Source organism: Paenibacillus sp. MCAF9, assembly GCF_052114265.1.
GTDB lineage: Bacteria > Bacillota > Bacilli > Paenibacillales > Paenibacillaceae > Pristimantibacillus.
The window spans coordinates 13,104-36,867 of sequence record NZ_JBFREL010000006.1 but is presented as its reverse complement, the minus strand read 5'-3'; the positions used below and the strand labels follow the sequence as shown (position 1 = coordinate 36,867).

Genomic DNA, 23,764 nt, shown 5'->3' with positions numbered 1-23,764 from the left:
TTTTCCTTGCAGACAGTTTTCTTCTTGCCGCAAAAAGAGTAAAATGAAACTATTGTGACCCAAAATAGATGATGAAGGATGGAAGAACCAGATGTCAAAACAGCAAATTGGTGTAATTGGATTAGCCGTAATGGGTAAAAACCTTGCCCTTAACATTGAAAGCAGAGGCTTCACGGTATCGGTGTTCAACCGTTCCCGCGAGAAGACTGATGATCTTGTTCAAGAAGCAGTTGGAAAAAATCTTGTTCCTACTTATACAATCGAGGAATTTGTTCAATCATTGGAAGTTCCCCGCAAAATTTTGATTATGGTACAAGCAGGTGCAGGAACAGACGCAACAATTGATTCACTCGTTCCACATTTGGCTGAAGGCGATATCATCATCGATGGCGGCAACGCTTATTTCCCTGATACTGTTCGTCGCAGCAAAGATCTTGAAGCTAAAGGCTTCCGTTTTATCGGAACTGGCGTTTCTGGCGGCGAAGAGGGAGCACTAAAAGGACCTTCTATCATGCCGGGTGGACAAAAATCCGCTTACGAGCTGGTTGAACCTATTCTTACTGCTATTTCAGCTAAAGTTGGAGACGATGCTTGCTGCACATATATCGGACCAGATGGCGCCGGTCATTATGTGAAAATGGTACATAACGGAATCGAATACGGCGATATGCAGCTGATTTGCGAAGCTTATGATCTGCTTAAAAACGTACTTGATGTTAGTGCTGAAGAACTGCACGAAATTTTCTCCGAGTGGAATAAAGGCGAGCTTGACAGCTACCTAATCGAAATTACTAGAGATATCTTCTCCAAATACGATCCTGAGACAGGCAAGCCAATGGTAGATGTTATCTTGGATTCCGCTGGTCAAAAAGGTACTGGAAAATGGACAAGCCAAAGCTCGCTAGATCTTGGCGTACCGCTTTCTATCATTACAGAATCCGTATTTACTCGTTTCTTGTCAGCTATGAAGGAAGAGCGCGTTGCGGCAAGCAAAGTACTTAACGGACCTGTAAAAACACCTTTCCAAGGTGACAGAGCAGCATTTATCGAATCTGTTCGCAAAGCATTGTTCGCAAGTAAAATTTGCTCGTACGCTCAAGGATTTGCTCAAATGCGTGCAGCTTCTGAAGAATTTAACTGGGATCTTAACTACGGCGAAATCGCTATGATTTTCCGCGGCGGCTGCATTATCCGTGCTCGCTTCCTGCAAAACATCAAAGACGCTTACGACCGTGATCCTAACCTGCGCAACCTTTTGCTTGATTCTTATTTCCAAAACATCGTTGAGTCGTACCAAGGGGCTTGGCGTGAAGTGATCTCCGCTGCAGTTTCGAACGGAGTGCCGGTTCCTGCATTCTCAAGTGCAATTGCTTACTTCGACAGCTACCGTACGGAGCGTTTGCCTGCAAACCTGCTTCAAGCGCAGCGTGACTACTTCGGTGCTCACACATTCAAACGTGTGGACAAAGAAGGAAGCTTCCACTTTAACTGGATGCAATCTTAATTAGATCAGCCATTAGTTCCTCATCTCGCGAGGATTGTCCTTATTTAAGCCATAAGCTGCTTGACGCAAACAGTCGCGCAGCCGATCGGCCTCTTGATTGGAATAATGTCTGCGATGGATGAGCGACATGGCCGCTTCGGCAAAGAAATGAAAATTTTGCAATAAGCGTGGCTGCGTAAGATCCTTTAAGGCTGGATCTTCGTCAGCCACCTTTTTTTTAATAAATTCAAGCATCCAGACCACATCCTCCCGGCAAAGGGGATGGTCAGGATCGAGAATACGATTGAAGCGTTTTTGAGTTGGACTCTGATCAGGCAACTGAAGATCACTGTTCATCGCTAATGTCACTCCTATTCTCGAATAAACATCTTTATCATCCATACGGCATATATAACTTTTTTATACCCTAGTATTACAAAAAAATGATATGATATTGTAGAAAAATTGGTTTAACAAGAACGAAAAGGGTGAAACGGTTACGATGGGAAGGCAACAATTGAGTAAATTAGTGCTTATCGGGTTTATGGGAACCGGCAAATCAACCGTCAGCAAGCTGCTTTCCGAGAAGGTGGGCTGCACGCGCATCGACGGCGATGAAGAAATCGAAAGGCTGGAAAACAAGCGGGTTTCTGATATTTTCGCAACGGATGGCGAAGCAGGTTTCCGGATCATTGAAACCAAAGTGCTGGGAACGATTTTGGAGCGCGAGGATACCTGTGTGGTTGCAACAGGCGGCGGCGCAGTGCTAAGTCCCATTAATCGTGAGCTAATGCTTAAAAACGGTTTTGTCGTCGCTTTAAAGGCGAGTCCAGATCAAATCATCGCTCGGGTAAAGACGGACACAGAGCGGCCTTTGCTTCAAGGCGATGCAGAGGAGCGGGTTAATCTGCTGCTTAAACAGCGTGAGCATGCTTACGATTTTGCTCATTTTACGATCGATACGACAAATATGAGTGTGGAAGAGGTTGTTGCTGCAATACTCGAGCAATGGTCGCTTCATAAATAACTGAGATCATCATCACCTCAATCAGCCGATTAGCTGTAGAAGTGTATAAATTATTATAAAGGGAGATCATACGAACTATGGACGTTTTAGTGACACCAACGCCAAGGCTTGAAGGTGAACTTCAAGCGCTTTCTTCAAAAAATTATACCACTCGCTACCTTCTGGTAGCCGCTCTAGCTGAAGGAACGAGTACGATTTATTTCCCAGCCCACAGTGAAGACAGCGATGCAATGCGCCGCTGCATTCGGGATTTGGGAGCAACGGTAGAGGAAGACGAGGAAAAAATCGTTATTACCGGTATTGGCCGCAATCCTAAGCCAGTTGAGCAGCTGGATGTAGGTAATGCAGGTGCGGTTTTGCGGTTTTTGATGGCGATCGCGGCACTTTGCCCAGACGTAACCTTTATTAATCGTTATCCAGATTCTCTAGGTAAACGACCTCATAGCGACCTCATTGAATCTTTGACAGCGATGGGCGTTTCTATTGAGCATAATGAAGGCAAGCTGCCTATTCGAATTAAAGGCGGCGCTCCAAAGGGCGGCAAAATTCAAGTTTCAGGCAACATAAGCTCGCAATTTTTGAGTGCGCTGCTGTTTTTGACGCCTCTTCTCGAAGAGGACAGTGAAATTGAAGTGCTACATGATTTGAAGTCAAAAGTAGTAGTTGGCCAGACACTAGAAGTATTGGAGCAAGCGGGTATTGTTATCCATGCAGATGAGGACTATATGCGGTTCCGCATTCCAGGCGGTCAAAGCTATGAAGCAAAAACTTATTCTGTGCAAGGCGACTATCCAGGGTCTGCAGCCATTCTAGCAGCTGCGGCTGTAACGGAATCGGATGTTATCGTACACCGCTTGGAAGAGAAGAGCAAGCAAGGGGAACGCGCTGTCGTTGATGTGTTGAAAATGATGGAAGTTCCGCTTACGCATGAGAATGGCATTGTCCACGTGAAGGGCAATGGCAAGCTCAAAGCAGTCGAGTTCGATGGCGATCATGCAACGGATGCAGTACTCGCAATGGTTGCAGCGGCTGTTTTTGCTGAAGGCACCTCTAGATTTTATAATGTAGAAAATTTGCGTTACAAAGAGTGTGACCGCATTACCGATTATTTGAATGAATTAAGAAAAGCTGGAGCCAATGTCGAAGAACGCCAAGCAGAGATTATCGTGCATGGACGTCCTGAAGGTGTAGAGGGCGGTGTCGAAATCAATGCGCATTACGACCACCGAGTCATCATGGCATTATCGGTCGTTGGATTGCGTGCGAAACAGCCTATTCGAATTCGTGATGCACATCATGTAGCGAAGTCCTATCCGATATTCTTCGATCATTTGCAAGCTTTAGGCGCTAAGGTTGAATGGATTGAAGGCTAATTATTAGTTGACGTTTAGAAGCTTGTTCACAAAATAATGAATCGAGGTATGATCATGGCATTTGAGAATCCAACTCGCGAGCATATTAAGGGTATTTTGGAGAATAGCATGACGGTAGCTGTTGTAGGCTTGTCAGACAATCCAGAGCGCGTTTCCTATATGGTATCCGAAGCGATGCAAGCGAAGGGCTATACGATTATTCCTGTTAATCCTAACGCCGATTCAATCTTGGGACAAAAAAGTTATGCGTCTCTAAAAGATATTCCCGTGCCAGTAGATATCGTAAATGTTTTTCGCAGAAGCGAGCATACGCCGCCTGTAGCTGAGGAGGCGGTTGCCATCGGCGCAAAAACCTTCTGGCTGCAGCTTGGCATTGCAAACGAGGAAGCGGCTGCGATTGCTGCAGCAGGCGGTCTAGAGGTTATAATGGATCGTTGTATCAAAGTGGAGGATTCCATCTTGCTTCCGAACGGGAAACCCAAAAGATAACAGTTATAAAAAACAGGTCACTCCTACACAATAAGAAAGCTTCAAGTGCGATTGCATACTTGTTTTTCGCATGTAGAAAGCGAAACAAGCGGCATTCACTTGAAGACAATACGATTGTAATTCAAGGAGGACACGACGTGAATCAGTTTTCGCAACAACCGGGTAATTACCAAGGCCAACAGAGCTTCCTTAACCAAAATGCACAATTTGAGCCATCTGGCCATGTGCAATCACATTACCAAGGGCAGCTAAGCCAACCGACTTTTGGCAGAGAAACGAACTCGATTGTTGCTAACTCGCCAGGCGGTTACCAATCGTCTAATGCTTATAGCCAAGGAGCGCAAACACAACATTATGCTCCTAATAACTATTCGAATATGACGCATCCGGTGGGAACGAACAATTCATTCATGTCGCATCAACCGGTTCACAGCTACGCGCAATCGCCAGCAACGGCGTTTGGCAACGTAGGTCCGGTTATCGCACATGTAGGTTATCAAGCTGGTTCTGAGCATAACCAACAACATTCCTACTACCAGCCATCCTCGAATAATGGGGCGCAGTATGCTCAGCATGCAGCATCCAATTATGGAGGTTACGGCCAATCTCAATTCCAAAATGGATATGGCGGTATGACACAAACTCACTCAAACACGTCGCTCCACCCTGTATATGAAGCAACGAATGCTTATCAAAATGCAGGGCCTGTCATTTCTCATGTAGGCTGGCAGTCGACGAGTGCAGTCAATTCTTCTCCTTATTCAGGCGGTAATCGATAACACTTTTTTAATACAATTAGAAAAGAATCATCAACATCGGCGGGCCCTTACAGGCTCGCCGTTTTACTTTGACAAAAACGCAGCAAACGCTTAACATCGATATAGATGTGTTGAATAATGCTTACGAAGTCAGTTTTGTTTTGCAAAACTTGAAGCTTATGCTTACGAAGTAGTTTTGCTTCGCAAAACTTGAAGCTTATGCTTACGAAGTCAGTTTTGCTTTGCAAAACTTGAAGGAGGTGCAAGATGGTTTTCATTGGGAGCCTGCAGCAGCTTGGTAGGGCATTCATGCTGCCGATGATTGTCCTGCCAGGTGCGGCTATATTTTTGAGTTTAAGCAAGCTGCCATGGGAGTACTTTGGCCTGCCAGGAATGGAAGGCTATTTATTAGCTGCAAGCGAAACGATTTTTACATATTTACCATATATTTTTGCGCTTGGCATCTCACTAGGCTTAACGGGTAATGCTCTCGCAGCAGGGATGGCTGCTCTTGTAGGTATGGCTATTTATAGCGGTATTACAGGGTCGGCAGAGGTGCCGATTGAGCCAACCGTGCTCATTGGTACACTTATAGGAATTATTTCAGGCGTGAGCCATGAGAGGTTTAAAAGCTTAAAATTACCGGAATACATACAATTTTTTGGCGGACCGCGGTTTGTACCGTTATTTGTAAGTGTTGTTAGTTTGTTGTTCTCAATAGCTATGATCAATATTGCGCCTTATTTACAAAGCATGATGATAAATCTGGGTGAAATTGTTGAATCGGGTGGCGGTTTCGGCGTATTTTTATACGGATTTGTACACCGGATTTTGGTTGTATTCGGTTTGCATCATTTGGTCAGCCATGTATTCTGGTTTCAAATTGGCAGCTTTGAAACAGCTTCAGGACAGATGGTGTATGGCGATCTTCCGCGTTTCTTCGCTGGCGATCCTACTGCCGGCTCGTTTATGGCTGGTCTTTATCCGACGATGATGTTCGCTTTGCCAGCCATCGCATTCGCGATTATTCACGAAGCGCGCGAGGATTTAAAGCCGAAAATTCGAAAAACGTTTATGTACGCAGCGCTTGCGTCATTTCTAACTGGCGTTACTGAGCCGGTAGAGTTCGCATTTTTGTTTGTTGCTCCTTATTTATACGTCGTCCATGCGATATTGTCAGGCATTATCATGTGGGTTACTTATGAGCTTGGCATTAAGCACGGATTCTCCTTCTCAGCAGGAGCCATAGATTATGTTATCAACGAGCATTTGGCAACGCGAGGTTGGCTAATCATACCGATCGGCATCGTTGTTGGCTTCGTTTATTACTTTTTGTTTCGCTGGGCGATACGAAGATTTCGGATTCCGACACCAGGTCGTGAGGAAGGCTCACAGCTTGATGAATGGGCAGGCGATATCCCTTATCGTGCACCACTTATTTTGCAAGCCATTGGCGGTAAACAAAATATAGAAAAGATGGAGTCCTGTATTACAAGACTGCGGCTTAAAGTTTCCAACGATAAGCTGCTCGACATAAATGCACTTCGGAATCTAGGCGCTGCAGGCGTAATCAAATTAGGCGGCGGACATGTTCAGGTCGTATTTGGCACGTATTCCGAACTCATCCGTGAAGAGATGATCAAAACTATTCATCGTGATCAAGCACAAGTTTTGTTCCATTCGCCGATGCAAGGCCGCATGATTCCGCTTGATGAGGTGCCTGATCCGATATTTGCGGGCAAACTCGTCGGACAAGGCGTCGCATTTATACCAGAGAAAGGAGAGCTTGTATCGCCGGTTAAGGGCAAGGTGATGCATATTTATCCGACGATGCATGCGATCGGCATTCTTACTCCTGAGGGGCTTGAGGTTCTGCTTCATATAGGCATTGATACTTCACGTCTGGCTGGCAAAGCGTATTTTAATGCGCTCGTTAAAGAAGGGGACGAAGTTACGCCAGGCATGATGCTTATAAAATTTGATTTGCAGCGAGTTCGAAAGGAGAGCAAATCTCTTGCTACTCCTATGGTCATAACAAATTCTGATCTTGTTCACTCATGGCGATTTGCACCTTTCAAAGCGGTGAAAAAGGGGCAGTCCTCGGTATTGTCTGTTGTACTTAAAGAGAGAAACGGTGGAGGGGAAACACAATGATTCAAGGAATAGGGGCGTCAGCAGGCATAGCGATTGGGAGATCGTTTGTGCTTCCGAATTGGGAATGGGAGTTACCGGAGCAAAAAATCGATGTAGCTGATTTTGCCCGCGAGTTCGAACGTGTATACGAAGGCATTCGTACCTCTAAGTCTGAAATTGAACAGATTAAAGATGATCTGCGAGATGTTGTCGGTTCAGAGGAAACACATATATTCGATGCTCATATAGCCATTTTGGACGATCCTGTCTTTATGAATGAAATCCAAGGTATTATCCAACGCCAGTACAAAGCGGCTGAGGTTGCTGTTAAGGAAGCTATTGATCATTTTGTTACGATGTTTGATCTGCTTGACGATGAGTACATGAAAGAACGGGCGCTAGATATTAAGGATGTGGGCAATCGATTGCTGAAGCATCTGCTGGGAGCGCCAGAAATTACACTGCCTTCAGATACGCAGCCATTTATATTGATTGCTAAAGAGTTGTCTCCTTCTCAGCTAGCACATATTAATCCGCAGCATGTGCTCGGCATTGTGACCCTTGCTGGCAGCAAAACTTCACATTCAGCTATTATGGCTAGAGCGCTCGGCGTACCTCTTGTTGTTGGTGTAGAGACGAGGTTAGTTGAGCCTATTCAAACAGGGCAAACGCTAGTTATTGACGGCAATGACGGCACTGTGTTTATCGATCCTGTTCAGCAAGTTATTGACTATTACACAGAGCTGCACTCTCATCAATCGGAAGCAAAAAAAAGACTGCATGGCATTGCAGGACATCGCCCGGTAACGCCTGATGGCAAAAGGCTGGAGCTTGCAGCGAATATTAGCTCCTACAAAGAGCTGGAAATTGCGATGTCGAGTGGAGCGCATGGAGTTGGGCTGTTCCGTACGGAATTTTTGTACATGGATCGAAATCGGTTTCCAAAGGAAGAAGAACAGTTTGAGGTATATCGCAGCGTAGCCGAACGACTTGAGGGTGAGCCGCTCGTCATCCGAACGCTGGATGTCGGCGGTGACAAGCAGCTCGATTATTTTGACCTGCCAGAGGAAGACAATCCTTTTCTAGGTTACAGAGCCATTCGGATATCGCTGGATCGTAAAGATTTGTTCAAAACGCAGCTTCGTGCTATTTTGCGGGCAAGTCATTACGGTCAAGTAAAGCTTATGTATCCGCTTATTTCATCTGTCGATGAAGTTCGTGCTGCAAATGCAGTATTAAACGAAGCGAAGCTTGAGCTTGAAGCAGCTGGGTATCCCTATGATAAAGGGATGAAGATCGGAATTATGATTGAAGTTCCTGCCGCAGTTATGATCGCTGATTTACTCGCGGAAGAGGTTGATTTCTTTAGTATCGGCACGAATGATTTGGTACAGTTTACGTTAGCTGTGGATCGTATGAATGAGGAAATCGCACATTTGTATGAGCCTTACCATCCAGCGCTCATTCGAATGCTGCGCATGACGGTGGAAGCGGCAAAACGGAGCGGGATAACAGTTGGCGTGTGCGGCGAGCTTGCAGGGGATCTAAGAGCGCTGCCGATTTGGCTAAGCCTTGATGTAGATGAGCTGAGCATGTCTTCGCATTCAATTTTGCCCATCAAGGAAAGGCTGCTCTTCACTTCACAAGAAGAAAGCCATGAGGTATTTCAGCAGCTGCATCATTGCCGTACAAGTACAGAAATATTGGAGCAGCTAACTGGTTTTATGGAGCGCTTGGACAAAAAAACAGCGAATGGTTAACCCATTCGCTGTACAAGTGCATCTACAAACGCTTTTGCATAAGGAGGAAGATCAGGCGGACGGCGTGCGGAAATGAGGTTTCCATCAACAACGACTGCTTCATCGAACCATGTCGCTCCTGCATTTTCCATGTCATCTCGAATGCCAGGTGTTGAAGTGACTTTGCGCCCCTCCAATATTTTCGCCGAAATGAGTACCCAGCCTGCATGACAAATTTGGCCGATCGGTTTGTCGGCGGCGTTCAGTTCTTGTACGAGCTGGAGAACTTTAGGATAACGGCGAAGCTTATCAGGTGCCCAGCCGCCTGGAACCAATAAACCGATAATGTCTTCGCTATTTACTTCATCAAATGACAAATCAGCTACAGCAGGCACACCATATTTTCCGATATGTGTTTTACCTTTTTCAGGCCCAGCATATAAAACGGTCGCACCAGCTTCGCGCGCACGATATACGGGATACCATAGCTCCAAATCCTCAAATTCGTCGTCTAGCAAGCAGATGACGGTTTTATTTTGTAACGGCATATTTTTCCCTCCATCTAGTAAAGATCTCTATTATTGTAACGAAGGAGAAACAATGAAGCAAACGGAGAGTTATTCTAAATCATTTTCATACGTTAGGCTGCTGCGCTTTTTGCCGGCTATTGCATGGATGGCTGTTATATTTGCGCTATCTTCGAGAACAGGTGATGAGATAAATACCTTTCTCCCTTTCTTTCAAAAGTTTTTCCCCTTTATGGAAGGTTTTAATTGGGGCCATTTTGTTTCCTACTTCATACTTGCACTTACGATAGACTACGGCATTGGCAAGAGGGGCGACCGATTTTGGATGAAGGTCGTTATTGTACTTATTTGTGGTTTATATGGAATTACAGATGAATATCATCAGTCTTTTGTTGGCGGCAGAATGCCGGACGTTATGGATGTGAGGAATGATCTTATCGGAGCAGCGATTTGGACGATTGTTGCAGCTGTGCCGCCAGTAAGGAAAATATGGAGAAAAGTTGCGCCATAACTAGCATTTAGTGGTCAATTTTGAGTGTGATTTTAGTAGTAAAAATTACAAGGTTGTGCATGCAGGAATTTGTGCGAAAATAGTCGAATCAATTATACATTATTACTCTGAAAGCTATGGTTGTTACGATAGCTGCTACTATGAAGGAGTGGACCACTTTGCATAAGAGTTGTCATTGTGGCGACATCATGAAGATGAAACTGCGCACAGTTATTTACTCAGGGAAGGTTGAGATCGATAACGTTCCTATATATTCTTGCACAGCCTGCAATCGCAGTGAAGTATTTCCGGAAGTAAAACCTGATTTATCAGGTTTAATAGCACAATTGGGGGCTCAACCAGACAAGCAGACATTCCTTTTTAATGAATGCAACGAGTGGGCTAGCATTTTGGTAGAGGCAAAGGCAGACAAACAGCAGACGGATCGCATCGGATTCGAGAGATTGGTCGAGCAGAGAATCAATAAGCTACTTGATTTGTATTTGCTTGCTCAAACGCTTAACGATGAAGCATGGATTTTGGATTTGAAAAAGAGACTTGAGCAAATAAGCCGTCGAACGTTGCTTACATAGAAGCTCAGATTATTGATTTTACAAGACGTGCAGATGAGTGAAACATGCGTCAACATTGCGAAAAGAAATATTTTGTCGTATGATAACGTTAATATGCGTCGTGCGTAATTATAAAATCTGAGCTAATGGAGAGAAACACTGTGACGGTAACCATTTATGATGTAGCAAGAGAAGCAGGAGTATCAATGGCTACGGTTTCTCGGGTTGTGAACAATAATCCCAATGTGAAACCAGCAACACGCAAAAAAGTATATGAAGCAATAGAGCGCCTAGGATATCGTCCAAATGCCGTAGCAAGGGGCTTGGCAAGTAAGAAAACAACGACGGTGGGCGTAGTTATACCTGATATTTCAAATGCTATTTTTGCTGAAGTAGCACGCGGAATTGAAGATATCGCGAATATGTATCATTACAATATTATTTTGTGTAACGCGGATAAGAAAAAAGATAAAGAAATCCGTGTTATCAATACACTTCTTGAGAAGCAAGTAGACGGCTTGCTATTTATGGGCGGGGCAGTGACGGAARAGCATTTGCAAGCATTTAAGACGGCTAATGTTCCGATTGTACTTTGTGCAACTTCTGATGAGAGCGGACAAATTCCATCTGTTGACATCAACCACGAGGATGCTGCGTTCGATGCTGTACAAAACTTGTATGAGCAAGGACATAGAAGAATTGCAATGATCAGCGGAACACTGCAAGATCCATCCATTGGTTATGCAAGATTCCAAGGCTATAAGCGTGCACTTGAAGCAGCAGGTATCGCTTATGATGATGCTTTAGTTCGTACGGGCAACTACCGTTATGAATCAGGCGCAGAAGCGATGAAATATTTCATTGAGCTGGACGAGCGTCCAACAGCTGTGTTCTCCGCAACGGATGAAATGGCGATCGGCGCAATTCACAGCATTCAGGATTCCGGCTTAAGAGTACCGGATGATATATCTGTCATTAGTGTTGATAACAGCCGTATGGCATCCATGGTTCGTCCACAGCTTACAGCTGTTGCACAGCCAATGTATGATATTGGCGCGGTATCGATGCGTTTGCTGACAAAGCTGATGAAGAAAGAAAATGTAGATCAATCCAAAGTTGTGCTGCCGCATGAGATTATCGTGCGTCAATCGGTTGGAGGAATATAAAAGAAATGTCGTTTAATAAAATTGGAATTATTGGCGCTATGGCTGAAGAAATTGAATTGCTGCATGAGCATGTAAACGTAGTGTCTGAGGTTACTAAAGCAGGTATTACATATTATGAAGGCACACTTCATGGCAAAACGATCATTTATTGCAAATCAGGTGTAGGGAAAGTAAATGCTGCGGTTTGCACGCAAATTTTACTTGATCTTGGTGCTGATTGCGTTCTGTTCACCGGCGTTGCCGGTGCAGTTGATCCGCAGCTTAACATTGGAGATATCGTCGTTTCGACGAGCTGTGTCCAGCATGATATGGACTGTACACCACTAGGATTTGCTCTTGGAACGATTCCTTTTCATCCAAGATCAGAATTTCCTGCAGACGAGAGATTAATTGAGCTGGCTTCTGCAGCTAGCAATCGTTTATTCTCAGGACGCAGCATACAGGGCAAAGTGCTGTCGGGCGATCAATTCATTGCCAGCCGCGAGTCGGTCAAGCTGCTTCACGAGAAGCTGCAAGGCGCTTGCGCGGAGATGGAAGGCGCCTCAGTCGCTCAAGTATGCGATATGAATAATACACCATTTGTCATTATTCGTTCGATGTCTGACAAAGCGGATGGATCGGCTCATGTGAACTTTCCAGAATTTACGGTAATCGCCTCCAACAATTCTTATCAAATTATTGATGATATCATGCAAAATATTTAAACGAAATACAAAGAACCAGCTCTGATGCCAACATCGGAACTGGTTCTTTTTTTATGCGAGCATGACGCTGTAATCGGATTACAGATCTTGAATAACGATCTGCTGCATCATTCTGTTTTTATTCGTAATTTCGATTCGTCTAGGCATAGGCTCAATATCTTCGGGATCGTCCATCCAATGCGTAGGAAGCTTGTGAGGGCTAATGGATTCCCAATGACTCAACCAGCGGTCTGGAAGCCTAGCTTCTTCACCAGCTGCAATCGCATGTGCAATAGGGTGATCAATCATTGTAAGCCATACTAAAGACCAAGCTCTTGGAACGACGCGGAAAATATCATAACCGCCGCCGCCTAACGCAATCCAGCGGCCATCGGTATAGGTATGGGCTAATTCATGGATGATAGCAGGAATTTGGGCATATATTCGCATGCTGCAATGAATATGAGAGAGCGGGTCAAAGGCATGAGCATCGCAGCCGTGCTGACTAATAATGACATCAGGTTTGAAGGCCGAAATGATTTTGCGCAACGTAATATTAAAGCTCTCCAGCCAGGATTCATCCTCTGTGTACGGTTCTAACGGCACGTTAAAGCAAGCGCCAAAACCATGGTCTGTGCCTTTTTCGTGCACGTAGCCTGTACCTGGAAACAGAAATTTTCCCGTTTCATGGATCGAATAGGTGCATACGTCTGGATCATCATAGAAAACCCACTGAACACCGTCCCCGTGATGGACATCCGTATCAATATAAAGCACTTTTGCCCCATACGTTTGACGGATATGCTTAATAGCGACTGCTGCATCGTTGTAAACACAGAAGCCTGAGGCGCGGTCAGGGAAGGCGTGATGCAATCCTCCGGCAAGATGGTAGGCATGCTTGGCTTGACCCGTCATAACAAGCTCAGCGGCCGTCACAGAGCCTCTGACGATGGACATTGCTGCCTTGTGCATGCCTGGGAAATAAGGAGTGTCTTCTGTGTGTAGTCCAAACTGCTGTGCAAGTACGCTGTTATCATCGATTTCGGCTTCACTCAATTGCTTAACAGCGTCCAAATAGTCGGTTCTATGGACGAGTGACAGCAGCTCATCCTCGGAATACACTGCAGGAGGCTGGATATCCTCATCATACAATGCATCAACTTCTTTGAGCAGATCGATCGTTAGAGCAAGCCGCAGCGGATCGAAAGGATGCTCCTCACCGAATTTATATCCGCTAGTATCCGAATGATAGATGAAAATAGAGTCAGAAGCCATTCCTATCCTCCTTAAGGTTTGCGCAGCAAACCTGCATCGTAAGCATAAACTTAGGTTTGCGCAGCAAACCTGCATCGTAAGCATAAACTTAGGTTTGCGGAGCAAACCAGCATCGTAAGCGTAACTTAGGTTTGCGGAGCAAACCAGCATCGTAAGCATTAACTTAGGTTTGCGGAGCAAACCAGCATCGTAAGCAAAACCTTAATACATAAATCTCTGCCGAAAACGTACTGTGTCAAAATGTTCTACCGAGCTTAGCGGGACCTCTGTGCCGATACGGACCATAAGACAATTCGCGGGATGGGAGCAAATTTCGGGGTCATCTGTGGCGTACCAAATCATTCCGACGGATTGCATCAATTTTTCCATCATTTTGCGATAATCCCACACATTCAGCTTCGTACCCTCAAGATCCCAATGCCAATAATACTCTGTCGTAAATACAATCATATTTTCTAATTGCTCCTCGGCGAAGGCGAGCTGAATCATTCGTTTTCCTAAGCCAAGGCCGCGATAATCATCTGCAACTTCGATGGCGCCGAGCTCGATTAAATCCGTCATTCCGCCTTCTGACCAGCGCTCAAGCTCGTCCGCATAGTGGAAGGTAACGTATCCAACGATGACCGAGCCTTCACGCGCTAAAATAATTCTTCCTTCTTCTAGGCCGGCAATTTCAACGAGCGCAACATGCTGCTCGTTTGGTCTGCGGAATGCATCCAGCGATTTGTGCATCGTCATGTTGGCTAACTGATCGGGCGGTACTGGTCCTTCCAAAATAAGTTCACGACTTGCGTCCAAAACGAGCTGCTCTCGCTGCAAACGCTTTCGATGTTCCAAGGCTGCCCCCCCTTTGCTGTTAAATTGCTGCTTAAACACAATCCTCTATTACTCTTTATAACAAACATTTTACTAAATGAAAAGCGTAGTCGAATAGAAAAAGGTTATGTTATAATAAGTTTGGCGGTTTAAGATCATGGGATGCGCGAGTTGTTGTCGGCTTGTTTGCCTCAAGTTACGACTTCGTTTTGAAAGCGTATTCTTACAAAGTAGAAACACAGATTTGATGGGAGAGTGATAGTATGATCAACTTACATCAAGAACGAATTCCAGCGACTGCGCAAAATTCGAACTTACCGAATTATGAAGAAGCGATTAATTCCTTTGAATGGAGTCAAATTGAAAGTCAATTTAGCTGGTACACAACTGGAAAAGTAAATATGGCGTATGAGGCCATTGACCGTCATGTCGAGCAAGGAAAAGGCGATAAAATCGCCCTTTACTATAGCGATAGTGAGCGGGATGAATCTTACACCTTCGAACAACTGAGCAAACAATCCAATCGTTTTGCAAATGTCTTGCGCAAGCTTGGCATTTCCAAAGGCGAGCGTGTCTTCATCTTTATGCCGAGAACGCCTGAGCTTTATTTTAGCGCGCTTGGTGCTTTGAAGGTCGGCGCGGTTGTTGGTCCGCTATTCGAAGCATTCATGGAGACAGCGGTAAAGGACAGACTTTTGGATAGCGAAGCTACTGCTATTATTACAACGCCTGCTCTTCTCAAAAGAATTAAGCGAGATGAGCTGCCGAATTTAAAGCATGTAATCGTATTCGGCAAGGATTTAGCTAAGGAAGAGAATATTGTTGATTTTGCAGAAGAGATGGCTGCAGCGTCCGACGAGGCTGAAATTGAATGGCTGGAGCGCGAGGATGGTCTCATTTTGCATTATACGTCCGGCTCAACCGGCAAACCAAAAGGTGTCTACCATGTACAAAATGCGATGATTCAGCATATGTATACGGGTCAAATAGTACTTGATTTGAAAGAAAATGATATATATTGGTGCACTGCAGATCCAGGCTGGGTTACTGGCACTTCTTATGGCATCTTTGCACCGTGGCTTAACGGCGCTACAAACGTCATACGAGGCGGACGCTTTAGTCCAAGCGATTGGTATAGCGTCATTCAGAAATACGGCGTTACGGTATGGTATAGCGCGCCTACGGCATTCCGTATGTTAATGGGTGCAGGTGACGAAATATCACAGCAGTTTGATCTTACAAGCTTGCGGCATGTTCTAAGCGTAGGCGAACCGCTTAACCCAGAGGTCGTAAGATGGGGCATGAAGGTTTACGGCCAACGCATTCATGATACATGGTGGATGACGGAGACAGGCGGCCAATTGATTTGCAACTATCCAAGTATGGATATTAAGCCAGGATCGATGGGCAAGCCGTTGCCAGGCGTGAAAGCTGCTATTATCGATGATAGCGGCAATGAGGTGCCTCCATATCGTATGGGCAATTTAGCAATACATGTGCCTTGGCCATCCATGATGCGCAAGGTATGGAATAATCCTTCTAAGTATGAGGAATATTTTTATCTTAAAGGCTGGTATATCTCTGGAGATTCCGCCTATATGGACGAAGATGGCTACTTCTGGTTCCAAGGCCGTATCGATGATGTAATCAATACAGCAGGCGAGAGAGTAGGCCCGTTTGAGGTTGAGAGCAAGCTGGTTGAGCATCCGGCTGTAGCAGAAGCGGGGGTCATCGGCAAACCAGATCCGATGCGTGGAGAAATCATTAAAGCTTTTATTGCGCTCCGCGAAGGCTATGTGGCCTCGGACGAATTGAAGCTTGAGATTTCACAATTCGTAAAAGTAGGCTTATCCGCCCATGCGGCACCAAGAGAAATTGAATTTAAGGATAAGCTTCCCAAAACACGAAGCGGCAAAATTATGCGTCGAGTGCTGAAAGCGTGGGAGTTGAACCTGCCAACGGGCGATTTGTCCACAATTGAAGACTAACCAAAATATAAAAAAGAGGATGGCTCCTGATCAGATCAGGGGCCATCCTCTTTTTAGTGCTTTATTCGAGCAGTCATTAACGCTGAAATAACTCGATTCGCTCACCGTCAGGTCCGCTTACAAAAAAGTATTGGTATCCGTTCGGCAGTACAGTGATGCCCTCATCGATAAAGGTCACTTCAAGCTGCTTTAAACGTTCAAATTCTGCATGGACATCAGTTGCTGTCACTGCAAAATGATGCACCTTGCCTTCACTTGGAAGGTTGTCATTATAGCCTTGAATTAATTCTAATTCGGTTTCGTCGGAACCGCCAAAGCCAAGAAAGGCAAGCTCAATAATTCCATTCGTATGAGGCGTTCTTCCTTTAAGCTCAAAGCCAATAATTTCAGTATAAAAAGAAATAGAAGCATCAATATCTTTTACCATAACGCCAACATGATCAATACGTCTTTTAGTCATTGTTTTTATTTCCTTCCTAATCGGGAATATGGAATTTTATCGCAATAATGAATGCTTTTTATCATAAGGAGATGGAAAACAGTTGTCAAGTCATAATTATCGAGTGGTAGTTAACCAGTTGGTTCATTTTGAAAAAAATGGGTTGACTTTCATGCAGACACATTTATAATTATTTTAGTACCAAGTAATCAGGTAGGAATAATTAAGTAAAGGAGGTTCGCTTGTTGGATAAGAGAAAATTAGGCAATAGCGAGCTTTATCCATCCGTTATAGGGTTCGGATCTTGGGCTGCTGGGAAAGCAGGCTGGGGAGAAGTCGATGATAACGAGATTGAAGCTGTCATTCGTCGTGCGTATGAACAGGGGATCACCTTCTATGACACCTCTCCATCCTATGGGCTGGGACATTCTGAGAAAGTGCTTGGTAAAGTGCTGCAGCCAGTAAGGGAACATGTCATTATCGCAACAAAAGCTGGCCTCATCTGGAACGATCAAGGGCAGTTTAGTATAAATGTATCCAAAGCAAATATAATTCGTGAGGTAGAGGAGAGCCTGCGGCGATTAAATACGGACTATATTGATTTGTATCAAGTACATTTTCCTGATCCCAGCGGCAAAACAGCGATTGAAGAAACGTTTGAAACGTTAAATCAACTCGTCGTTGACGGGAAAATTAGGAATATCGGCGTTTCAAACTTTAACGTTCAGCAATTAGTTGCAGCGCAATCCGTTAGCAATATAGTATCTTTGCAGCTGCCCTATAACTTGTTCCAGCGCGATGTTGAACATGCAGCATTACCCTATGCGAAGCAGCAAAACATAGGTTTTATTCCTTATAGTCCGTTAGCTCAGGGGTTGTTGACGGGGAAATTTAATTATTTGACAAGGCTGCCCAAAACAGATGTTCGTGCGCAGCTTAATCCATTATTTTCGGATAAACAATTTATAAAAAACATTGTCATCATCGAAACCTTTACTGGAATTGCTAGAGCCATCGAGAAACCGTTAAGCCAGGTAGCTATCAACTGGTTATTGTATAAGCAGGAAATAACGAGTGTGATCGCTGGTGCGAAGACGGTTAAGCAGCTGGAGGAAAATACGGCTGCAACTAAGTGGCGTCTATCCAGAGAAGATTATGAGCAAATAAGCCGTTTGTTTGAAACGGATTCATCTTATGTCATTTGATAAACATAGAATGCTGCTCTTATTATTCATTTTCTAAATAGTAAATTCCCAAAAGAAAAGGCAGCAGCCCCGTGAGAGGCTGCTGCCTATTTCGTTTACCTCTAGCTGATCGTTTGCTTGGAGGATGGTGATGACTCGCCTTTCGCGTTTTCAGAGGTTATATAGAAGGAACCTGTGATAAGCGGCGCAACATACTCAAAGCTTGTTTCCAAGGTTGATCCGATCTTGGAATATTGACCATCGTTGTTTGCACTGTAGTAAATATTATATTGCGTCACTTGGTCTGACACACTGTTAGCCGCCCAAGTTAATCGTACGCTTAGATCTGTTTTCGCAGCCTGCAACCCAGTAGGTGTGGAAGGTGCTGTTGTTGTGCCAGAACCATTTCCACTTCCATTTCCGCTTGAGTTGTCTCCACCTGTTGTCGGTGGAGGGGTATTCGGTGTGCTGCCATATTGTACAATTTGACTAGGTGCTGACTCTTTGCCCACAACATCAACCGCTGTTACGTAATAAGTGTAGTTTTGAGCATTGGATGCATACACTTTCATACGTTTGTCTGCACCAACAACAATGGATTCCCCTTGCTTCTCATAAGGCCCTTGATTAACCGAACGGTACACGCGGTAACCAACGACATCAGCAGCAGTACTATCATTAAATGTCAATATAAGCACGCCATCCGACGATTGCAGCTTAACGCTTGCCGGAGGTGGTGGAGCTGCCCCATCATCAACGCGAGGGTCTGGTTTAGACGGCGCGTTGTTTTCTGCATCCGCAGGAAGGTAAATATCAAGTGGACGACGACTGCTAGCCGGAAGTTTCTGCTGTGCTGCCTTAATTTCATCCATAAGAACATCCAGCGGTTTTTTACGCTTAATAACGATTTGTTCCTTAATCATATCGCTAGGAGTAGCTGGGTTCGGAACATAGTTAACGCCATTGAAGGAAATATAAGCCATCTTCACGAGCGCGTCATCTGTTTTCTTAGGTATATCCTTCTTGTTAAACCAGTCAGTTACAAGCATGCCTGCTTGCTTCGTTAATTGACTTGGAAGCAAGCCGCTAGCGCTTGACACCGTAGCTTTGACAATGCCGGATGGACGTTCAAATTCTTTGGTTACAAAAACTTCCGGCTTCTTCTCAGCCATCTTATTCATAATGAGTGCCCAGATGGAACGAGCACGCGTTTTGCCGACCTCGGATAGGGAGTTGACCTGTTCCTCATAACCGGCCCACACGCCTAGCGTAATATCTGGCGAGAAGCCCATAAACCACACGTCACCGTAGCTTTGTGTAGAGCCTGTTTTACCGGCAATAGGAATTTCTCCGTACTTATCGAATTGTGATTTCAATTTGTTAGCAGAACCGCTCTTGCTTGAAATAACAGTCGACAGCATATCTGTCATCAAGAAGGCACTCTGCTCCGAGAACACTCGTTTTGGTTCCTGCTTGTGTTCATATACAATTTTTCCGTTTGCATCTGTAATTTTTTGAATCATATAAGCATCATTGAAAACGCCTTTGTTCGGAATCGAGCCGTATGCATTCGTAAGCTCTTCAACCGATACGCCGATGCTTAGACCGCCAATTACACCGGTTTGTGCATAAGCATCTTGCGGCTGCAGCGTTGTAATGCCTAGCTTTTTAACGAACTCCCAAGCATTTTCAATTTTGACTTCCTCATTGAAAATTTTCAGAGCAGGCAAGTTCAAGGAACGGTTTAATGCCTCACGCGCCGTTACTAGACCCGCGAACTTACGGTTTACGTTCATTGGGATATGGAAACCCTTCTGGCCATCTTTCAGGACAATTGGAGCATCATCAATTATGCTCGCGGGCTGAATGATACCCATTTCAATAGCTGGAAGGTAAGCCGCCAATGTTTTCATCGTTGAGCCTGGCTGCCTTGTCATCTGAGTGGCATAGTTTAATTGCTCCTCATAGAAATCTCGGCCTTCAAGCATACCCACGATAGCGCCAGTTTTGTGATCGAGCATGATCGCTGCAATCTGCTCCAGCCCTTTTTTCTCGCTGTATGGCGTGAAGTTCTCATCATTGGTGCCAATCTCGCGCATGAGCTGGTAAACATCCTTGTCGATGGTTGTATAGACATGGTAGCCGCCGCGCAGCAAATGATCGCGAGCTTCCTCAATAAGCGGAGCATTTTCCTTTTTGCGAAGGTCTGCTTTTGTTAAAGTAGAATCCTGCGCCATGAGCATAATTTCCGCTGCTTGACGTTCTGCTTCAAGCATGAGATAAGGATAGGTTGTATAAGCTTTTTCTTTTGGCTTAGCCAGCGTTTTCCTAATATCGAATTTGGACGCTTCGTCGTACTCTTGCTGAGTAATTCGCCCAGTCTCGAACATTCGCTTCAAAACTGTTTTTTGGCGTCCTAGTGCGAGTTCAAAGCCCGCCTCATTGAATTGACCTTTACCTGTGAACGCTGTATAGGCAGAAGGCCTTTGCGGTAGACCTGCCAAATAGGCAGACTGCGCAATATTCAGCTGGTTTAGATCCGAAATATCAAATATCCCTTTGGCAGCTGCTTTAATGCCGAACAAATTGTAGCCGCTGGAACCATTTCCGAACGGAACCTTATTCAAATAAGCTGCTAAAATTTCTTCTTTCGTTAAATAACGTTCCATGCGCAGCGATAAAAATATTTCTTTAATTTTACGGCTATCTGTTTTGTCCAAACTTAGAAATACACGTCGTGCAAGCTGCTGAGTAAGCGTACTTCCGCCCGTTTGCGTATCTTCATTTAGAAGCTTTTGCTTTACTGCACGTCCAAGGCCGTTAATGTCTACGCCATGATGCTCCAAAAAGTTATTGTCCTCAATGCCAAGTACGGCAGTAATAACCTGCGGCGGTAAATCATCATATGTAATAATCATTCGGTCCTCTGACGTTCTTAGCTGTCCGACAAGTGAATCATCATTGAAGTAAACAAATCCTGTGATGGCATTTTCGCCGATCTTCTCTAAAATAACGGATCGAGGTCTTACGGTTTCGTCTTTCACAAGCGCGGCCACATAACCAGTTACTGCTCCACCGGCAAGCAATCCGATGAAGATTCCGAAATATACCATCCATTTAGCTGTTATAAAAGTTACGATTCCAAATGTACGCCATTTGCTTCTTTTGTTTGGCGCAGGTTGACGATCTTCTTGCATTTCTATGACTCCTCCTCCAAATAGCACACCTATTATAACATAAATCGCTAAAGTAACGCATTCTTTCCTTGCATTGACTTCACAACACGGCTATGGTATAAATTCAATAATGTTTTATCTAATCAATGCTTTGAAGGGCATGAGTAGACAGCGAATCGTACTTTCAGAGAGCCGGTGGGTGGTGGAAACCGGTATGCGCCGCTTGTTGAATTACCGCCTGGAGCTAAGTGAAGGAACCGTATACTGACAATCCTCTGCATATTTTGGCAAAAAAGCCTGTGGGGCAGTCGAATCAGCCGTAGTAGTTCACTTCGGAGCCCGTCTCCGTTATCAACAACGAAGTGAGAGTACCTCTTTTTTTATGTGAAAAAAGGCAGGAGTACTCTAACGAGGGTGGTACCGCGAGCTAATCCTTCTCGTCCCTTGGGGCTGGAAGGATTTTTTATGTCTATATAGACGCATACAAAGGAGGAAAAGTTCTATGGTGAAGTGGGAAAGTTTAAGTGGCGAGCAGAAAAGTGAGGTCGAGCGTCAGCTGGCTGTCATTCGCCGCGGTGTTGTGGAGATTGTACCTGAGGATGATTTGAAAAATAAAATAGCGAATGCTGTCGCAACAGGAAAGCCGTTAAATGTAAAGCTAGGACTTGATCCTTCAGCGCCAGACATTCATATCGGCCATACGGTTGTTCTTCACAAGCTTCGTCAATTTCAGGAACTCGGTCATCAGATTCAGCTGATTATCGGTGATTTTACAGGCAGAATTGGTGATCCAACGGGCAAATCGGAAACAAGGAAGCAGTTGACGGAAGAAGATGTGAAGCGGAATGCAGAAACATACCAAAAACAAATTTATAAAATATTAGATCCACAGCAAACAAAGCTCTACTACAACTCGGAATGGCTTGCACCGCTTAACTTCGCGGATGTTGTAAATCTAGCCGGGAAAGTAACGGTTGCACGCATGATGGAGCGTGATGATTTCACAAAACGGTACACGAGCGGATTGCCGATCAGCATTCATGAGTTTTTCTACCCGCTGATGCAGGGATACGATTCCATAGCTCTTGATTCCGATGTGGAGCTAGGAGGCACGGATCAGACATTTAACCTATTAATGGGCAGAACCTTGCAGAAGGAATATAATAAACCGGGCCAAATTGTAATTACGACTCCTTTGATCGAAGGGTTGGACGGCGTAAATAAAATGAGCAAAAGCTTGGGCAATTACATCGGTATCGATGAAGAGCCAAACCAAATCTACGGCAAATCGATGTCGATTCCAGATAGGCTTATGCTCAAATATTACGAGCTTGCTACTGATTTAAGCAACGAGGAGCTTGCGGCATTGAAAGCTGGACTGGCAGATGGATCTGTACATCCACGTGATGCGAAGATGCAGCTTGCAGCGACATTTGTACGAATGTACCATGGCGAAGCGGCAGCGAAAGCGGCAGAAAATCATTTTATTACCGTATTTCAACAACGTGCGCTGCCTGATGATATCGAAGAGGTATCGATTGCTGCGGAACAATTGGAAGATGGCCAAATTCGCATCGTGAACCTGCTCACTATGCTTGACTTGCTGCCAACGAGCAGTGAAGCGAGAAGAAGCGTTCAGCAAGGGGCTGTTCGTCTAAATGAAGAGAAGATAACAGATATTAATGCGGATATTTCTCCTAAGGATGGCGACGTGCTTCAAGTTGGAAAACGTAAATTTATAAAAATTAAATTAACATAATTGGAATAATAGAGCTTGTTGAAATGATAAAATTCAACAAGTTCTATTTTTTTAGAAACAAAAGAGCGTTTTCAACGTATTAAATAACGGAAGCATTAACAGGTTATGGATACTAAGGGAGGAGGAGAGAGTTGGAGACGCTATTTATGTCTTGTCTAGTCGGAGGAATCCTTTATGCGCTCGTAAGTATTATTTTTGGGGATTTGATCGGGCAAGCACTCGATGGAGCACTCGATTTTTTATCCTTAGATGGTCATTCATGGCTGTCGCCGACTGCGCTAGTAGGCGGGATAACCACTTTTGGCGGAGCAGGGATCCTACTCGGACGCTACACTGCCTTTAGTTCAACAGCCATCGTGATGATTGCCTTATTCATCGCACTTACAGCTGCAGCAGCTGTTTTCTTTCTCTACATTAAGCCGATGGAGCAAAGCGAGAATTCGATCGCTTTTTCGCTAAATGATTTGTCGGGTAAGCTTGGGGAGGTGCTGGTCCCCATTTCTGCGAAGGGCTATGGTGAAGTGATGGTTAAGGTGGGAGCTGGATTTACGAATCAAATTGCAGCTAGCTTCGAAGGCGTTGAAATTACAAGCGGCTCCAAGGTTGTCGTTGTTGAGGTAAGGGACAGTACTTTGTATGTATCGGAAGTAAATCTATCTTAATTAAAGCAGTATAAGGGGGAAATTC

Annotated in this window: 21 protein-coding genes and 1 other annotated feature; of the genes, 15 read left to right on the top strand and 6 right to left on the bottom strand. The window is 44.7% G+C overall.

Annotated elements, in window-relative coordinates; all coding sequences use genetic code 11:
* Positions 1–91: 91 nt before the first annotated feature.
* A complete protein-coding gene (gene gndA / locus AB4Z45_RS12365) occupies positions 92–1,504 on the top strand; it encodes an NADP-dependent phosphogluconate dehydrogenase (RefSeq protein WP_441909579.1) in 1,413 nt (470 codons plus the stop codon).
* A 12-nt stretch (positions 1,505–1,516) separates the two neighbouring features.
* On the opposite strand, the gene AB4Z45_RS12360 is transcribed toward gndA, so the two are convergent.
* The gene (locus AB4Z45_RS12360) at positions 1,517–1,840 is read right to left on the bottom strand and encodes a hypothetical protein (RefSeq protein WP_441909577.1); all 324 of its coding nucleotides are present in this window, start codon (positions 1,838–1,840) and stop codon (positions 1,517–1,519) included.
* 160 nt (positions 1,841–2,000) lie between these two features.
* Between AB4Z45_RS12360 and AB4Z45_RS12355 the strand changes: the two genes are divergently transcribed.
* From AB4Z45_RS12355 to ptsP, 6 genes are all read left to right on the top strand, one after another.
* The gene (locus AB4Z45_RS12355) at positions 2,001–2,510 is read left to right on the top strand and encodes a shikimate kinase (protein ID WP_441909576.1); all 510 of its coding nucleotides are present in this window, start codon (positions 2,001–2,003) and stop codon (positions 2,508–2,510) included.
* A 77-nt stretch (positions 2,511–2,587) separates the two neighbouring features.
* Positions 2,588–3,883, top strand: a complete 1,296-nt coding sequence (gene aroA / locus AB4Z45_RS12350; protein ID WP_441909574.1) for a 3-phosphoshikimate 1-carboxyvinyltransferase — start codon at positions 2,588–2,590, stop codon at positions 3,881–3,883.
* 54 nt (positions 3,884–3,937) lie between these two features.
* Positions 3,938–4,372 carry a CoA-binding protein gene (locus AB4Z45_RS12345; protein ID WP_441909572.1) on the top strand — a complete coding sequence of 145 codons (435 nt, stop codon included), beginning with the start codon at positions 3,938–3,940 and terminating at the stop codon, positions 4,370–4,372.
* Positions 4,373–4,509: 137 nt separating this feature from the next.
* The gene (locus AB4Z45_RS12340) at positions 4,510–5,151 is read left to right on the top strand and encodes a hypothetical protein (protein ID WP_441909571.1); all 642 of its coding nucleotides are present in this window, start codon (positions 4,510–4,512) and stop codon (positions 5,149–5,151) included.
* 246 nt (positions 5,152–5,397) lie between these two features.
* Complete coding sequence (locus AB4Z45_RS12335; RefSeq protein WP_441909569.1) at positions 5,398–7,284, top strand: glucose PTS transporter subunit IIA; 1,887 nt, start codon at positions 5,398–5,400, stop codon at positions 7,282–7,284.
* A complete protein-coding gene (gene ptsP, locus AB4Z45_RS12330; RefSeq protein ID WP_076268230.1) occupies positions 7,281–9,023 on the top strand; it encodes a phosphoenolpyruvate--protein phosphotransferase in 1,743 nt (580 codons plus the stop codon). The genes AB4Z45_RS12335 and ptsP overlap by 4 nt, the downstream gene beginning before the upstream one ends.
* On the opposite strand, the gene AB4Z45_RS12325 is transcribed toward ptsP, so the two are convergent.
* The gene (locus tag AB4Z45_RS12325) at positions 9,020–9,550 is read right to left on the bottom strand and encodes a type 1 glutamine amidotransferase domain-containing protein (RefSeq protein WP_076268231.1); all 531 of its coding nucleotides are present in this window, start codon (positions 9,548–9,550) and stop codon (positions 9,020–9,022) included. The two genes, ptsP and AB4Z45_RS12325, sit on opposite strands and share 4 nt — an antisense overlap.
* Before the next feature lie 52 nt (positions 9,551–9,602).
* On the opposite strand from AB4Z45_RS12325, the gene AB4Z45_RS12320 reads away from it, so the two are divergent.
* From AB4Z45_RS12320 to AB4Z45_RS12305, 4 genes are all read left to right on the top strand, one after another.
* The gene (locus AB4Z45_RS12320) at positions 9,603–10,040 is read left to right on the top strand and encodes a VanZ family protein (protein ID WP_441909568.1); all 438 of its coding nucleotides are present in this window, start codon (positions 9,603–9,605) and stop codon (positions 10,038–10,040) included.
* Between the two features lie 188 nt (positions 10,041–10,228).
* Complete coding sequence (locus AB4Z45_RS12315) at positions 10,229–10,612, top strand: hypothetical protein (protein ID WP_441909566.1); 384 nt, start codon at positions 10,229–10,231, stop codon at positions 10,610–10,612.
* Between the two features lie 140 nt (positions 10,613–10,752).
* A complete protein-coding gene (ccpA, locus tag AB4Z45_RS12310; protein ID WP_441909564.1) occupies positions 10,753–11,757 on the top strand; it encodes a catabolite control protein A in 1,005 nt (334 codons plus the stop codon).
* Between the two features lie 5 nt (positions 11,758–11,762).
* Positions 11,763–12,461 carry a 5'-methylthioadenosine/adenosylhomocysteine nucleosidase gene (locus AB4Z45_RS12305; protein WP_076268235.1) on the top strand — a complete coding sequence of 233 codons (699 nt, stop codon included), beginning with the start codon at positions 11,763–11,765 and terminating at the stop codon, positions 12,459–12,461.
* 78 nt (positions 12,462–12,539) lie between these two features.
* Here AB4Z45_RS12305 and AB4Z45_RS12300 read toward each other — a convergent pair whose 3' ends face one another.
* Together AB4Z45_RS12300 and AB4Z45_RS12295 are read right to left on the bottom strand one after the other, a co-directional pair.
* Positions 12,540–13,715: an acetoin utilization protein AcuC gene (locus tag AB4Z45_RS12300; RefSeq protein WP_441909562.1), complete on the bottom strand. Its 1,176-nt coding sequence runs from the start codon at positions 13,713–13,715 to the stop codon at positions 12,540–12,542.
* A 201-nt stretch (positions 13,716–13,916) separates the two neighbouring features.
* The gene (locus AB4Z45_RS12295) at positions 13,917–14,552 is read right to left on the bottom strand and encodes a GNAT family N-acetyltransferase (RefSeq protein ID WP_339208805.1); all 636 of its coding nucleotides are present in this window, start codon (positions 14,550–14,552) and stop codon (positions 13,917–13,919) included.
* A gap of 242 nt (positions 14,553–14,794) precedes the next feature.
* On the opposite strand from AB4Z45_RS12295, the gene acsA reads away from it, so the two are divergent.
* Positions 14,795–16,519 (top strand): acetate--CoA ligase, encoded by a 1,725-nt coding sequence (acsA, locus tag AB4Z45_RS12290; RefSeq protein ID WP_076268238.1) that lies wholly within the window; start codon positions 14,795–14,797, stop codon positions 16,517–16,519.
* Between the two features lie 76 nt (positions 16,520–16,595).
* Here the strand turns inward: acsA and AB4Z45_RS12285 are convergent, their stop codons facing one another.
* Positions 16,596–16,979: a VOC family protein gene (locus AB4Z45_RS12285; RefSeq protein ID WP_441909561.1), complete on the bottom strand. Its 384-nt coding sequence runs from the start codon at positions 16,977–16,979 to the stop codon at positions 16,596–16,598.
* Between the two features lie 224 nt (positions 16,980–17,203).
* Here AB4Z45_RS12285 and AB4Z45_RS12280 point away from each other — a divergent pair, with 224 nt between their 5' ends.
* The gene (locus AB4Z45_RS12280; protein WP_441909559.1) at positions 17,204–18,163 is read left to right on the top strand and encodes an aldo/keto reductase; all 960 of its coding nucleotides are present in this window, start codon (positions 17,204–17,206) and stop codon (positions 18,161–18,163) included.
* Positions 18,164–18,264: 101 nt separating this feature from the next.
* Here AB4Z45_RS12280 and AB4Z45_RS12275 read toward each other — a convergent pair whose 3' ends face one another.
* The gene (locus tag AB4Z45_RS12275; protein ID WP_441909557.1) at positions 18,265–21,339 is read right to left on the bottom strand and encodes a transglycosylase domain-containing protein; all 3,075 of its coding nucleotides are present in this window, start codon (positions 21,337–21,339) and stop codon (positions 18,265–18,267) included.
* A gap of 121 nt (positions 21,340–21,460) precedes the next feature.
* Positions 21,461–21,766: a binding site (T-box leader), on the top strand.
* A 57-nt stretch (positions 21,767–21,823) separates the two neighbouring features.
* Here AB4Z45_RS12275 and tyrS point away from each other — a divergent pair.
* Positions 21,824–23,077, top strand: coding sequence for a tyrosine--tRNA ligase (gene tyrS / locus AB4Z45_RS12270; protein WP_441909954.1), 1,254 nt, complete (start codon positions 21,824–21,826; stop codon positions 23,075–23,077).
* A gap of 131 nt (positions 23,078–23,208) precedes the next feature.
* On the top strand, positions 23,209–23,739 hold the full coding sequence (locus tag AB4Z45_RS12265; protein WP_441909555.1) for a protease: 531 nt from the start codon (positions 23,209–23,211) through the stop codon (positions 23,737–23,739).
* Positions 23,740–23,764: the final 25 nt, after the last annotated feature.

Coding starts and splice junctions, on each gene's coding strand:
- AB4Z45_RS12275 (WP_441909557.1), bottom strand. CDS start 21,339: ATGCAAGAAGATCGTCAACCTGCGCCAAACAAAAGAAGCAAATGGCGT.
- AB4Z45_RS12315 (WP_441909566.1), top strand. CDS start 10,229: ATGAAGATGAAACTGCGCACAGTTATTTACTCAGGGAAGGTTGAGATC.
- AB4Z45_RS12305 (WP_076268235.1), top strand. CDS start 11,763: ATGTCGTTTAATAAAATTGGAATTATTGGCGCTATGGCTGAAGAAATT.
- AB4Z45_RS12335 (WP_441909569.1), top strand. CDS start 5,398: ATGGTTTTCATTGGGAGCCTGCAGCAGCTTGGTAGGGCATTCATGCTG.
- AB4Z45_RS12320 (WP_441909568.1), top strand. CDS start 9,603: ATGAAGCAAACGGAGAGTTATTCTAAATCATTTTCATACGTTAGGCTG.
- AB4Z45_RS12325 (WP_076268231.1), bottom strand. CDS start 9,550: ATGCCGTTACAAAATAAAACCGTCATCTGCTTGCTAGACGACGAATTT.
- acsA (WP_076268238.1), top strand. CDS start 14,795: ATGATCAACTTACATCAAGAACGAATTCCAGCGACTGCGCAAAATTCG.
- AB4Z45_RS12300 (WP_441909562.1), bottom strand. CDS start 13,715: ATGGCTTCTGACTCTATTTTCATCTATCATTCGGATACTAGCGGATAT.
- gndA (WP_441909579.1), top strand. CDS start 92: ATGTCAAAACAGCAAATTGGTGTAATTGGATTAGCCGTAATGGGTAAA.
- AB4Z45_RS12285 (WP_441909561.1), bottom strand. CDS start 16,979: ATGACTAAAAGACGTATTGATCATGTTGGCGTTATGGTAAAAGATATT.
- AB4Z45_RS12345 (WP_441909572.1), top strand. CDS start 3,938: ATGGCATTTGAGAATCCAACTCGCGAGCATATTAAGGGTATTTTGGAG.
- ptsP (WP_076268230.1), top strand. CDS start 7,281: ATGATTCAAGGAATAGGGGCGTCAGCAGGCATAGCGATTGGGAGATCG.
- AB4Z45_RS12360 (WP_441909577.1), bottom strand. CDS start 1,840: ATGAACAGTGATCTTCAGTTGCCTGATCAGAGTCCAACTCAAAAACGC.
- aroA (WP_441909574.1), top strand. CDS start 2,588: ATGGACGTTTTAGTGACACCAACGCCAAGGCTTGAAGGTGAACTTCAA.